This window comes from Psychrobacter sp. 5A.1, assembly GCF_030407455.1.
GTDB lineage: Bacteria > Pseudomonadota > Gammaproteobacteria > Pseudomonadales > Moraxellaceae > Psychrobacter.
The window spans coordinates 15,778-30,409 of record NZ_JASDDJ010000006.1 but is presented as its reverse complement, the minus strand read 5'-3'; the positions used below and the strand labels follow the sequence as shown (position 1 = coordinate 30,409).

8 protein-coding genes are annotated in these 14,632 nt (G+C 42.3%); 5 read left to right on the top strand and 3 right to left on the bottom strand.

Features of this window, described 5'->3' with window-relative positions:
• Positions 1-339: 339 nt before the first annotated feature.
• The gene (locus QL982_RS02440) at positions 340-873 is read right to left on the bottom strand and encodes a DUF2799 domain-containing protein (protein ID WP_290165723.1); all 534 of its coding nucleotides are present in this window, start codon (positions 871-873) and stop codon (positions 340-342) included.
• A gap of 302 nt (positions 874-1,175) precedes the next feature.
• Between QL982_RS02440 and QL982_RS02435 the strand changes: the two genes are divergently transcribed.
• Together QL982_RS02435 and topA are read left to right on the top strand one after the other, a co-directional pair.
• Positions 1,176-1,778, top strand: a complete 603-nt coding sequence (locus QL982_RS02435) for a hypothetical protein (RefSeq protein WP_290165725.1) — start codon at positions 1,176-1,178, stop codon at positions 1,776-1,778.
• Positions 1,779-2,048: 270 nt separating this feature from the next.
• Positions 2,049-4,718, top strand: a complete 2,670-nt coding sequence (gene topA / locus QL982_RS02430; RefSeq protein ID WP_290165727.1) for a type I DNA topoisomerase — start codon at positions 2,049-2,051, stop codon at positions 4,716-4,718.
• Positions 4,719-4,844: 126 nt separating this feature from the next.
• Here the strand turns inward: topA and QL982_RS02425 are convergent, their stop codons facing one another.
• Entirely contained in the window at positions 4,845-5,402 is a 558-nt protein-coding gene (locus QL982_RS02425; protein WP_290190148.1) for a superoxide dismutase family protein, read from the bottom strand.
• 727 nt (positions 5,403-6,129) lie between these two features.
• On the opposite strand from QL982_RS02425, the gene QL982_RS02420 reads away from it, so the two are divergent.
• The gene (locus QL982_RS02420) at positions 6,130-7,569 is read left to right on the top strand and encodes a S8 family serine peptidase (protein ID WP_290164431.1); all 1,440 of its coding nucleotides are present in this window, start codon (positions 6,130-6,132) and stop codon (positions 7,567-7,569) included.
• 267 nt (positions 7,570-7,836) lie between these two features.
• Positions 7,837-8,280 (top strand): hypothetical protein, encoded by a 444-nt coding sequence (locus QL982_RS02415; RefSeq protein WP_290164432.1) that lies wholly within the window; start codon positions 7,837-7,839, stop codon positions 8,278-8,280.
• Between the two features lie 283 nt (positions 8,281-8,563).
• Here QL982_RS02415 and lon read toward each other — a convergent pair whose 3' ends face one another.
• Positions 8,564-11,209 carry an endopeptidase La gene (gene lon / locus QL982_RS02410; RefSeq protein WP_290164434.1) on the bottom strand — a complete coding sequence of 882 codons (2,646 nt, stop codon included), beginning with the start codon at positions 11,207-11,209 and terminating at the stop codon, positions 8,564-8,566.
• Positions 11,210-11,678: 469 nt separating this feature from the next.
• On the opposite strand from lon, the gene QL982_RS02405 reads away from it, so the two are divergent.
• Complete coding sequence (locus QL982_RS02405; protein WP_290164435.1) at positions 11,679-13,040, top strand: Na+/H+ antiporter family protein; 1,362 nt, start codon at positions 11,679-11,681, stop codon at positions 13,038-13,040.
• The last annotated feature ends 1,592 nt before the right edge of the window (positions 13,041-14,632 follow it).

Here is a 14,632-nt window from a genome sequence, read left to right as displayed (position 1 = left end):
GACAATATGCAGTGAAATTTTTGACGCCTAGTCATTCTAGGTTAAACAATTTCGCCATATATTGGCAGAAAATAGTACTGCCCTGAAAGGCTGATGCTAAAATCACCCCAAACGTTGTTGCAATCCTAGTTAAGGTCTCGACATTATCGTCGGCTTGCGCCTAATTTGGTGCAATTTTAGCAATCAGCAGCCCTAATATTTGAATGTTCAACAGACCCTAAAGATTCAATTGATAAAACGACCATCACGGTAATAATAAGAACAATTAAAATAATAAACTTTTCTCCAACCTCACTGACTACTTAAACCTCAAATTAAGTATTCAGTGAGGTTTTCTTTTTACCAGCGATGGCCCAATGGGCGATATCTGTGATCAAAGTGACCATAGCCAAAAGGATAAGGTGAGCGTAGATAATCCAAATCTTGCTGGCGAATATAGTAGTAGCGCCCTTGTGAATAGGCTTCTTCTAACTTCTCAATGCCTTCTAGTGGACAGACCGCTTGCCACTCATAACCTTCGCGACCGAGCTTATAAGCGGTCAGCTCAGTGCAGTAGTTTTTGAGACCTTGCTGACGCCCTTGTTCCCATTGGATACGATTGGGCATAGCAGCGCCCACACTTGAGCAACTGTTGGCGTAGTGACCAAAATAAGCCCCTGAGCGGCCACGGCTGCCGTCTGTATAGCCGACGTCTTGCCAGTGACTGCTTTGACACTGCTGCGGTGTCAGGATTGGGGTTGTGGCGCATCCTGATAAGGTCAGCACCACCGCGCTCAGCAGCGAAACGCTTATGCCAGCTTTACTCATGAGTTTGCCAGTCAGTTTGCTCACATCATGAATGCTCGATGAGTTTAACTTAATAAGATAATTCATAATAAACCTGCGCGCGTTTAAAATTATGGTTTATCATAGCACTTTTTTGATCTGACAATTTTTTGTCTCTGACGATGATTTAGCTGATTATGTGCGCTAAATATCTGATTTGGCAGAATAACTGACCAACAGATAGCGAATCATAGCGTCGGTTTTTGAGCCATGATTCATAGGCAGCGCTTGATTTTTTATGGTTCGCGCTCATTATAAGCTTCTATATATAGTTGTTTGTCATACAGTGAGCCGCTGCAGCATTTATATTTTTTAGCATTACTTTACTTTTGTCAAAAGGCCAGACCATCATGGGAACATTGATCGGCGTTATCATTGTACTATTTGTATTAGGGAGTATGATGGCGCTCAAACCGAACGGTATCGATCAGCGCTTGGATAAACTGCGCATGACGGCGCGTCGGTTACAGCTCAATCCAAAGCTGGTTGCTTGTCCTGATTGGATTAAAGGCAAAGACAACGAGTATGGCCGTGGCATGATGGGTCAATATTGCTTAGTGCTAGACGACACGCAATTGCCGCATACACGTTATCAAGTGATTGATGGTCAGTGGCGTCCAGATAGTAGTTTTGTTGATACGACAAGAGATACGACCAAACTCACTATCCCAAGTGCTATTCGTTCCAATTATGGTCATGCGGATACCACGGTCAAAAAAACCAATTTTAGCTTGGACAAAGTGCCATTAGATTTACCAGTGAGTATCGAGCCGTTTGTCAAAGGATTATTGACCAAGGCAAATAGCATCGTTATTTATTGGGAGGATATCGCTTATGTGCGTCCATCGACCAATCCTACTTATCAGCAAAAATTGATTGAAGCAGATTTATTGGTGCTCAAAAAACAGCTTGAACAATGGGTATTAGAGATGCAAAAAAACACGACAAGATAGAAAATTGTTTTTAATCTCCATTAATACGCAATATGCAAGCACTTTTGGCGCACTCACCGTCATTTGCAGTTGACAGTTTAATGCTTAGCAGTGTAACGTCTTTATAACTCACTCTTTATCTTATGGTTATTGTTTGTTTTATAAACGTTTTTGTGAGCCGCTATTACGACAATAATTCGCCGCGCTATTATAACTAACGATTATAAATTGTCATGCTGCTGTATTTATTTTTACTTTTAATTTACTCATATAATAATGGTGTCGTCAAATATGGCAAAAACCGCAACCAAAAAAAGTCCAGCTCCGGCTGCTGACAGTCCGAAAGGCAAGTCTTTGGTGATTGTAGAATCACCCGCCAAGGCAAAAACGATTAACAAATATCTTGGCGATGACTTTATCGTACGCTCTAGTATTGGTCATGTCCGTGATCTACCAGTGGGCGCCAGTAAGAGTGCGAAAAAACCAACAACAACTAAAAAAGATGACAGTTTAAGCAAAGAAGAAAAAACCCAGCAAGCATTGGTACGGCGCATGGGTATTGACCCAGAACATAATTGGGCGGCAGTCTATGAAGTACTGCCAAACAAAACCAAAGTCATCAAAGAGCTAAAAGCCTTAGCCAAAGATGCTGACAAAATCTATCTGGCAACGGATATGGATAGAGAAGGGGAAGCAATCGCTTGGCATCTAAAAGAAGTCATCGGCGGTGCTGATAGTAAGTATGAGCGTGTGGTTTTCAATGAGATTACCAAATCAGCCATCCAAAATGCGTTTAAGCAACCTTCTAAACTGGATATTGACCGCGTGAACGCGCAGCAAGCTCGTCGATTCTTAGACCGTGTTGTTGGCTTTATGGTATCGCCACTACTGTGGCAAAAAGTGGCGCGTGGTTTGTCAGCTGGCCGTGTTCAATCTGTTGCCATGCGTTTGGTGGTCGAGCGTGAGCATGAGATTCGCGCCTTTATTCCAGAAGAGTACTGGCAGATTCATGCAGACACGCATATCGCCAATAGCACCGCCAAAAAAACCTCAGACGCTGAGCAAATTGGTATACGCCTAGAAGCGACCAAGCAAGGTGGCAAGACGCTTAAGTTGGTGAATAAAGAGCAGACTGATAAAGTACTAGCCATCCTTAATGCAAATGACTTTATCGTTAAAGAACGTGAAGAAAAACCAACACAGTCACGTCCTAGTGCGCCATTTATCACCTCAACATTGCAACAAGCCGCCAGTACGCGCTTAGGATTTTCTGTCAAAAAGACCATGATTTTGGCTCAGCGTCTATATGAAGCGGGTCATATTACTTATATGCGTACCGATTCGACGTTCTTATCTGGTGATGCGCTTGCGGCTGTTCGTGGACATATCGAAGACAGCTATGGCGCAAAATATGTGCCAGAAAAACCAAACTTTTATGGCAATAAGCAAGGCGCACAAGAGGCGCATGAAGCCATTCGTCCCTCTAATGTCAATATGAAGTCAACGCAGCTCAAAGGGGTGGAACGTGATGCGATACGTTTATATGAGCTGATTTGGCGTCAGTTTGTGGCATGCCAAATGTTACCAGCCAAATATCTGTCAGTGAATTTGTTTGTAGGTGCTGATGATGTCGAGCTAAAAGCGCGTGGTCGTACCATGGTATTTGATGGCTTTACGAGAGTGATGCCACCAGCCAAGACTGATGACACCTTACTGCCCGATGTCAAAAAAGGCGATAAGTTAAATCTAGATAAGCTAGATCCCAGCCAGCATTTTACCAAGCCTGCGCCTCGTTATACCGAAGCCAGTTTAGTAAAAGAGCTTGAGAAAAAAGGCATTGGTCGTCCATCGACTTATGCTTCAATCATCTCAACCATTCAAGATCGTGGCTATGTGAAGCTTGAGAATAAGCGTCTGTTTGCCGAAAAAATGGGCGATATCGTCACCGATAGATTGACGGCCAGCTTCCCAGACTTGATGGATTATACGTTCACTGCCGCATTAGAAGACAAGCTAGATCATGTCGCAGAGGGTGAGCAAGACTGGAAAGATGTGCTTGATAATTTCTATGGTGAGTTTAAAACCACGCTTGATCGTGCCAAAGAAAAAGACGGCATGCGCCCGAATGATCCGACCGATGTACCAGACGTGCATTGCGATATTTGCGACCGTCCAATGCAGCTGCGTACAGGCTCAACAGGCGTATTTTTAGGCTGTACTGGTTATAATTTACCACCGAAAGAGCGCTGTAAAGGCACTAAAAACTTAATGCCAGTCGAAGCTTTCGCCAATCTCGATGATGCTGAAGGTGAAGAAGACGAAGCGGCCGAAGTCAAAGATTTGATGGAGAAAAAACGCTGTCCGAAATGTGGTACAGCGATGAACGGCTATATCGTGGATGGTGGTCTAAAGCTGCACATTTGCGGTAACAACCCTGACTGCGACGGCTATATTCTAGAAGAAGGCAAGTTCGAAGTACCGGGTTCAGATGCCCCTACCATCGATTGTAATAAATGTGATGGACAGATGGAGCTGAAGACGGGACGTTTTGGTCCTTACTTCGCTTGTCAGAAATGTGACAATACGCGTAAAGTACTAAAAACAGGTGAAGCAGCACCACCGCGTATGGATCCGATTCACTTACCAGAGCTGAAATCGGTCAAACATGAAGACTATTTCATCTTGCGTGAAGGCGCAGCTGGGATGTTCTTGGCAGCTTCTAAGTTTCCAAAAGTGCGCGAGACTCGTGCGCCAAAGCTTGCTGAACTACGCGAAATAAAAGATAAGATGGAAGACAAGTTCCAGTATCTGTTCGAAGGCCCAGACGAAGATCCTGAAGGCAACGCAACGATTTTACGTTGGTCACGTAAGAAAAAAGAGCAGTACATCGGCTCTGAAAAGAATGGTAAAGCCACGCGTTGGGGTGTTTACTGGCGTAAAGGCGAGTGGGTAGAAGAATAAATATTTTTCTATCGATAATAAAAAACCCTCTTAAATTATAAGAGGGTTTTTTTTGTGCTCATAATATTTCTTTTAAGCCATATTTATGTTTTTAGACTTAGCTTAAGTTCATAGGTTGGGACAGTATTAGTTTTTTACAATGATACCGCAACCAATACGATCGCCTGCATTACCTGAAGGCTGACTGGTATAGTCATCGACGCCCGCATGCACGATAAAGGCCAAGCGATTTACGCTGTATTTACCTGCTTCAGTCGCTGCAATTTTCTTATTCACATAATTGACAGTAGCAACACCCTCTTCGTTGGCGGTTAAAGTCGGTAAATCACCTGCATGGCCATTCATATCGTCTGGATTAGCGTGTGGTTTGTTGTCTGGATTAAAGTGACCACCTGCTGCTTTACCCATCACATCACAGCTGCCTGTCTCGTGGATATGCAATGAGACAGTTCTGCCTGGTTGTAGGTTTGTGAGCTTGCCATAAACCTGTACACCGCCATCAACTGGACGTAAGAAGACTTGGCCGACTTCTTTTTTGTCACCATCTACCGTGTTGATAGTTGATTTTAGCGTTGGTTGCGCCAAAGGATTACCTGTTTGCATCTGGCTTTCTACGGTTTGGCAACCAGTCATTGCTAAAGCTGAACCACATAATAGTGCACTTGCAAGCATTGTTTTATTCATTATTATCTCCAATTGTTTGAGTCATTATTTTTAGTCGTTATTAAAGTTATGACTATCTATGTTTATTGTTCTATTAAAACTCGTGTCAACATTCATTAACTTCACTATTCGTTAACATCGCAGTCAGTATAGCCAACCTAACCCTATAGTTATTCATCAAATACGCAACAATAAGTTAATAAATGTAAATCTCTTGCTTAAAATCTACGGTCAAAATTGGCAAAAGTGGATGATTTAAGTGAACAAAAAACCATGATTACTAGGGGTGTCCTCAATTCAACCGATCATTCTCTAAACGGCCTTAACATGGCTAAATTTTGTCAAACATCGTCAGAAATCTTATCAATATGTTCATATTTACGGCGAGTGCTTCCTTGTTTGACTGCAGTTTTTCTCATGTTAAGCCCCACAATCTAAATGATGACACACTCTAGAATATTTTTCACAAATTACAATAAGTCAACAGAAAAATAGTGGTGTTATAGTTAATACTGCCTTCTGTTGGTTACATTTGTTTGCTGTCTAGCAAGGATATTAAACGATTGTTACTAATAGGTTAAGATTTATAATTTTTTAATGCTATAAATCTTATATCGGTACAGCTTATATATTCCTGTTTTTACGCATGCTCATAAATCATCAGAACTATGTTGGTTCTATTTAAGTGCTATGAACCAAAGTATCTAAACCACCACTCTATGAAGTTATTTTCCAATAAGGATATGTTATGAAAACAATATCAAGAGCGACACCGCTACTCATTGCATTGCTGTCGAGTAGTTTTGTCTCTATGGCTCATGCAGAAGTTAATACGTCACTTGAGGCGTTTGAGCAACTAAGCCCTAGTGCATTAGAAAAGCTACGTGATGCCAATATCGATGTTAATGGTCTATTGGCCAACGATACTAATGATCTGATTGTTACATTTAATAAGGATCGTTATGCGGTAGATAACAGTGACAACACGGGCAAGAGTGTCGCGACAAGAAAGTATAAGTTGGTTAAGCAGCAGGTACAGTCACAGCTTAAAGATACTCAAGTACTGCGTGATTACTATGGTTCACCACTCAGTTTTTATCGGATACAGTCAAAGCAAGATTTGGTCACATTACTCAATAGCATCGATGTAGCATCAGTACAACCCAATATCAATGTGGCACCAACGCTACAGCAAAGCCTTGCACATATGAAACAACCACAAACCGCAAGCACTTATATTAATACAGAAGCTGGAAAATACTTTTTTAAAGGTCAAGGATCTGTGGTTGCCATATTAGACACAGGACTGGATGCCAACCGTAATGCTTTTGGTAACTGTAATATCGGTAGTGCGCAGTGTAGTGTGGTAGGCAGCTATGAGTTCGCTCAAGAAGCAAATGGTCAAGGTGATGGTCAATTGGATGACGATCCTTCTAAACATGGTACTAATGTGAGTGGCATCGCTTTAGGCGTTGCGCCAGAAGCCAAGCTGGTTTCTTTAGATGTCTTCAACTGGCAGATAGATGAGAAAGGTGAGCGCGGATTACGTGCGCCCTCATATGCCATACAAGGCGCTTTAAATTGGATATACAACAATCACATTGCCAGAAACAGCAATGGACTTAATGTTGTTTCTTTAAATATGAGTTTAGGTGGCGGCGCTTATAAGTCTGCGACGAATAACCTAACAATGCTTGGTGATCTCAAAGATCTAGGTGTCGCCTCGGTCGTGGCTACCGGCAATGAGTATCTTACCGATGCAATTGGTTGGCCTGCATCTGAGGTAAATGCAATCGCTGTGGGAGCCATTCACGATACTGCGAGCTCAAATAGTCGAGTGTACTGTGGCAATGATAGATACAATCAACCAAAATTCAATTATGGCTATCAAGTAGATGAAGTGACCTGTTTCTCAAACAGCTCTAACCTGTTGGATATCTTGGCACCAGGATATGACATCACTGCTGCAGGCATCACGATGAACGGTACTTCGCAAGCAACGCCTCACATGGCAGGTGCTTACGCCGTGTTGCGCGCACCGAAAGCTCTCGAAATGACTCAAGATAGTGTAGACGATACCACACGTCGTTTTACACAAAATGGCGTTAGTGTCAGAGACACACGTAACGGTATCGTACGTCCAAGAGTTGATTTGTACGCGGCATTATTGAGTACAGCTCGGAGCTAGTCAGTCGGACGTCAAGGATTAGGGTGTGTCCTCATTTCAAAAAAGGAGACACGCCCTAGTAAAAAGGTTTTTATATACTGTAGCCATTCAATGGATTGGCTACAGTGACTTATGATAATAAAGGCTGGTGTCGTTTAACATGAGAGTTTTAGATGACACGATCTAATAGTATCAAAGCGTGTATTAAGCCATGTTCTCACATTAAAGAAGTGTACAGCATACCCAGTCTTGACACTTTTATGCTTTATTTATTGGACGTAAAATACTATGAAAAAAATAACTCCTATTATAATCGGAGTATTCTTCTTGTTTGTCATGGGGCTGCTGGTATTTTATTTTAAGCCTGCTAATAGCCAAGATATCGTACCAAATGCTCAGCAAGAAAATCACTCAAATACCGACAGTAATGCTTCTGCGACTGATTCGCTCAAAAATAGCGTAGAAGATGGCAGTAACACTAAAGCCAATACAGGAGGTAATAATCGTGAGATGGGCGTGTCTGAAGATGCTTCAGCACAGCACGGCGAGAAAGTAGATTTCAACAAGAAAGTCTATGGATACGTTACTGATCCAGTAGACGGTGTTCAAACCAATGGCCAGACACCAAGTACAGGCTCTGCTAATAAGCTTTATAATACTCAGAGTGACTTAACCATCAAACCCGTTGATCCAGCAAAAGATCCTGGAAATCAAGTGGCCTCTTTTGATTAACGGTAGATACGACTCTTTTAACAACCTACTTATATTTTAAATGCTTGGTTTATGCAACGAATGGCTAAATTTTGCCAAACTGCGTCAAGTAGCTGGTCTAGATTTCGATGTTATCTGTATATCTTCCACGTTTTATGGCAAGTTGTCACTATATTGACAATGAGGGCACGCCCTAGTAGCACTATAGCGTTTGACAGTATTCAAGCTCAAAAAAAAGCCGCCCATCATAGTGATAAGCGGCTCTTTAGATTTTGTAAGGCTTTAGCCATACCTGCATAAGTTATTAACTGTGCAGTGCTTTACCTTTGGTTTTATCAACTGTTACTTTAGCAGGCTTGATTGGAACTGGCATGCTCACCAATGCAACTTTCAATATCTCTTCAATCGTCGCGACTGGCTGAATGGTTAAGCCTTCTTTCACGTTATCAGGGATATCAGCCAAATCACGCTCATTGGTCGCTGGAATCAATACATGCTTGATACCACCGCGATGTGCCGCGAGTAGCTTCTCTTTGAGACCACCAATGCGTAGGATTTTACCGCGCAAGGTAATCTCACCTGTCATCGCAATATCTGGACGAATGGCAATGCCAGTTAACGCAGAGACTAGTGCTGTCGTCAGTGCACCACCCGCTGATGGGCCATCTTTTGGCGTAGCACCTTCAGGCATATGCACATGGACGTCAGTGGTTTTAAACGTCTCATAGTCAATGCCCAAGCTTTCACCGCGCGCACGAACCACACTCATAGCCGCGCGAATTGACTCTTTCATGACATCGCCGAGCGAACCCGTAAAGCTAAGCTCACCTTTGCCTTTCATGGCGACTGCTTCGATAGTGAGTAGCTCACCACCGACTTGCGTCCACGCCAGACCAGTAATACGACCAATCTCAGGCTCTTCTTCAGCCAGACCATAGTCATATTGATGAACGCCGAGATAATCATCGATGTTTTTGTCATCGACCACGATTAGCTCACGTTCTGCTTTTTTCGGAGCACGCGCGCCATGTGTTTCGACTGAACCGCGAACCACTTTACGGCAGATTTTATTCACTTCGCGCTCAAGGTTACGGACACCAGCTTCACGCGTATAGCTACGAACGATACTGTGCAGCGCTGCTTCAACAATCTCAATCTCGCCTTCTTTGAGACCGTTATTTTTGATCGCTTTTGGCACCAGATACTTCTGTGCGATATTTACTTTTTCTTCTTCGGTATAACCTGGCAGACGAATAACTTCCATCCGATCAAGGAGGGCTGCTGGAATATCCATGCTGTTGGCAGTACAGATAAACATCACTTGTGACAAGTCTAAGTCCATATCTAAATAATGGTCGTTAAACGTATCGTTCTGTGAGGGATCTAACACTTCAAGCAATGCTGATGCTGGATCACCGCGGAAGTCTTGTGCCATCTTATCGATTTCATCCAATAAGAATAGCGGATTCTTGACTTCAACTTTAGCCAGTGATTGGACGATTTTACCCGGCATCGCACCGATATAGGTACGGCGATGACCACGAATTTCCGCTTCATCACGCACGCCACCAAGCGCCATACGCACGAACTTACGACCAGTGGCACGGGCAATCGATTCACCTAATGAGGTTTTACCGACACCAGGAGGACCGACGAGACATAGAATTGGGCCACGGAGTTTTTTCACACGTGATTGCACGGCGAGGTATTCTAAGATGCGGTCTTTTACATCTTGTAAGCCGTAATGGTCTTCGTCTAATACGGTTTTAGCTTTGTCTAAATTGATAGAAACTTTAGTCGTCGCGTTCCACGGCGTGTCCAAAATCCATTCAATATAGTTGCGTACGACTGACGATTCACTCGATGCAGGTGGCATCATTTTGAGCTTCTTAAACTCTTGCTCCGCTTTTTTGCGGACATCTTCTGGCAAGTCAGCATCTTCTAAGCGCTGCTCAAGCTCGGCGACATCATCATCACCATCGAACGCGCCGTCATTCATATCTGAAAGCTCATTTTTGATGGCTTTCATTTTTTCGTTTAAGAAGTACTCGCGCTGATTCTCTTCCATTTGCTGACGGACAGCTTCTTGGATATCTTGTTCGATATTTTGTTCAGCACTTTGTTTGACCAAGTATTCAGTCAAGGTATTGATGTGCGTTTTGATATCGTCTTCTTCTAGGAAAGACTGCTTAATATCAAGGTCCATCGACACACGAGTTGAGATGAAGTAGACCAACTCAAGTAAGTCGTCGATACGTTTGGCCACACGCGTTAGCTCGCGTGCATTACGCAGACGCGCATCAGCATAGCTTTCAAATAGCGCAGTCAGTGCTTGGATGGTGTTCTTTTGCTGACTCTCATCCATACTGACATCGAGGTCAGCACGCTCAAATCTCGCCATCAATAGCGTGTCATGACTTTCTATGTTATCGACACGGGCGCGATACTGCCCTTCGATCAATACCTTGATGCAGTTTTCATCGCTATCGTGTGGCATGGTGCTGACGATGCGGCACACCGTACCGTACTGATATAAGTTGTCTTGATCAATGTCTTCGGTCAGTGAGTCTTTTTGCGCCACGACCAGTACTTTATTACCGTACTCAGCCTGTGCCAGCTCAACGGCTTTGACCGATGGTGCACGACCGACGAACAAGGCAATTTGCATATGTGGGTAGACGACCACATCTCTCAATGCCAATAATGGTAAGTAGGTGTCGTCTTCAACGCTGTCTTTAGCATCGTCGTCTTCACTGGTACTGTCTTCACTATCGTCATCTTTGGCAGTATCGTCGTCTTTTGTAATATCTTCGATACTGTCAGACGCTGTCTCTAACTCGCTTTCTGACGCATGACTAGACACAGTGTCTGGCTGGTTATCATCAGCAACAGTAGATGAAACGTCGACATCTATGTCGATATTGTCTTGGGCTATTTTATGTTCACTCATATATTTTTCCTCGTTCACCAGACTTGTAAAGTCAAGTTCGTGGTTCATGTTTAGATAAATGGTGCTCGCAGATAAAATTGCAAGGCTTGTACTCATACTCACCTGCTTAACTTTGCAAAATATTTATATCTAACTGAATACAGAGCGTCATACGGTTATGAGCTTAATGCGTCACTGGTGAGAGTCAGTATATCGGAAGTAGCCATACAAGAGTCATAGAAAGCAGTTATAACAGACGCTTAGAGAACACTTATAAACAGAAGCTATCAAATATCTATTGGGTTCTACGCATAGGTTTTATAGGCAAAATAAGGTAAACTGTCGCGCGTCTTAAACGCTGTGTTTTAGAGTAGAACGCTTCAGAGACACATTCGAGAAAAAGCATTTTTAAGACGATGGCGATATCCATACATTATGAGATATCAATAAGTTTAAATTGAAACAAAGCAAATAGAATACGAGGCAACACATGGCAATCAATGCGGTACTGCTGGCAGTCATCATCATGTTGGGGCTGTCACTTGCGCGAGTGCACGTGGTGCTCAGTTTATTAATTGGTGCGCTGGCTGGTGGATTAATAGCGGGTCTCGGTATCACAGAAACTTTAGAGGCGTTTCAAGAAGGTATCCGCAATGGTGCAGAGATTGCACTGTCATATGCGCTACTTGGGGCGTTTGCGGTTGCCATTGCTCATTCGGGCTTGCCGCAATCACTGGCAGGATCCGTCATTAAGCGCATTGATGCGGGTGGCACCAGTGGCATGATTAAGTATATGCTGTTTGCAGGCCTCATTACCATGAGCTGCTTTAGCCAAAACTTAATCCCTATTCATATCGCCTTTATTCCTTTATTGGTACCGCCACTGTTACTAGCATTCAATCGCATGCATATTGACAGACGTTTGATTGCTTGTTTGATTACCTTTGGTCTGGTCACCACCTATATGTTTATCCCATATGGTTTTGGTGATATCTACCTCAATCAAATCATGCTCAAAAACGTGGGCGAGGCGGGCATTGATGTTAGTGATATTTCTGTCACTAAAGCGATGGCGATACCAGCCTTAGGCATGTTTATTGGTTTGCTGATAGCTGTCTTTATCAGTTATCGCAAGCCACGCGCGTATCAACAAGTTGCGCTAGATAAAGAGGCACATGATGCAGTCGTAGAGGGTGATGCATTGAGCAAGACGGCGGCTGATGCACAGTCGCAAAGCAAGCTCAAAACGCTGGTTGCACTGGCAGCTATCGTGACTGCTTTTGTCGTACAACTTTATACCGATTCGTTATTGCTGGGTTCGATGTTTGGTTTTGGTGTCTTTATGGCTACTGGTGTGGTCAAGTGGCGTGAAGCCGATTCGGTCTTTAATGATGGTATCAAATTGATGGCGATGATTGGCTTTATTATGATTACGGCGCAAGGGTTTGCGGAAGTCATGAAAGTAACTGAGCAGATTCAGCCATTGGTCGATGGTGCGGCGTCACTGTTTGCGGGTAATAAAGCAATCGCGGCATTTATTATGCTATTGGTTGGCCTAATTGTGACCATGGGTATTGGCTCGTCATTCTCGACCATTCCTATTTTGGCCGCGATTTATGTACCGCTGTGTATTTCATTAGGATTTTCGCCATTGGCGACTGTGGCGATTATCGGTACGGCTGGCGCGCTGGGTGATGCGGGTTCGCCTGCGTCAGACTCGACTCTGGGGCCAACGTCTGGTCTAAACATCGATGGACAGCATGACCATATCAAAGACAGTGTGGTGCCGACCTTTATTCACTATAATATTCCGTTATTGATATTTGGTTGGATAGCAGCGATGGTGCTGTAATACAATTATTGAGATTGTTTACAAATCATATCGTTTCAAGTAGATATGACAGATCAAAACGAAAAAAACTCTCTGATATTTTTATATCAGAGAGTTTTTTTATTTTGATAAGACGACTTGTTTTTAAACGTTTAAATGGTGTTTTGGACTATGTACTGAGTATTCGTTGTCTGGTTAGTTGTATATCTTTAAAGATATAGCTCATAAGAAATAGCCCAAAAACGAGAAAAAGGAAACCATCGTATTCTTCTATACCATTAACCATATTATAAGCGAATAAGATGGCTGACGGAATTAAGAGCATTGATATAGCCCAAAAAGTAAAATTCGATAACTTTAAGAATTTCTTATCAGAAGCTAGTAGCGAGCTATTATTCTCTATCTGAAACGATGAGCGGGTGACTAATAGTAATTTTTTATCGTAGATACGCTTTTTCGCTTGTTGTACTTCTCTATAAGTAACGATAATCATTGAAACCATGAAAGAGACATAATAAACGAACCCTACTAAGCTGCTAGTTCCATCATATTCCCAAAAGTAGACACCAAATAGTAATAGAGCTACCCAAAAAAATAGTAAGAACATTAGGGCGTGTCCTCAATTCAAACGAGTGTCCTCTAAATGGGCTAAAAACAGCTAAATTTTGCCAAACATCGTCAAATAGTTGGTCAATATCTCGATATTATCTGCACTATTTTCCTTGTTTGACGGCAATTTATCTCATTTTTATCACCATTTTTAAAATGATGACACGCCCTAGTAAGTATGGCGATATAAATTTATTTGCAAAGTAACCAGACACTAGAATACCTATTCGGTAATGATAATTATTTCCAACAATTATAGTTTATAGGTAATTTATAAACAATAGTTTGATATAAAAATAAGTATTTATCCGTTACGGTATTTCCTTATCGATGTCTGGTTGGATTGTGATGTTGTAGGACAACTTGTATTTTTAATTAGGTATGAAATTTCCTATCTTCATTACTAGGTTCTACGGAATACACAACTTAAAAAGAATGAGCAAGCCTGACAAAAGCAAATAACCAAAAACAGTAGAAATGACAAGAAACTCCATATAATGATCCAACTCAAGGGTGGTGTATGCAGGCTTATTATATCGAAGAAAAATAAAAATAATGTGGTCATAAACAGCATGGTAAAAAACTTCGACTGGCTACGCATATATATATCAATAGTAACGAGAAAGCTTAAATGAAGAAGCATTGAGACTACCAATATGACAACTATTTCTATAGGATAAGAAAGTGGCACACTAGCATCAAGCACCTGTAGCTCATAAGGATTTAGTTCAAAACCCGACATAATAATCTGGTAGACAAATACAACCCACAAAATAGCGAAAAAGAATCGTGGTGGTTTGTTTCGAAAGTAGCTAGCGAATGTCTTTATAGACATTTTTTGTGTGCTCATATGTCATACCTAATCATCAAAATCTCTCAACTCACCGCTTAAACTACTCAAAAACTCATCGCTTTGGGCCAGCAGTTTATTTAGGCGTCTCTCGTTAATCACTGCCGTTACTCATCGGCGCTAAAAGCTTAAATTAAAAGTACTCATAATCGCT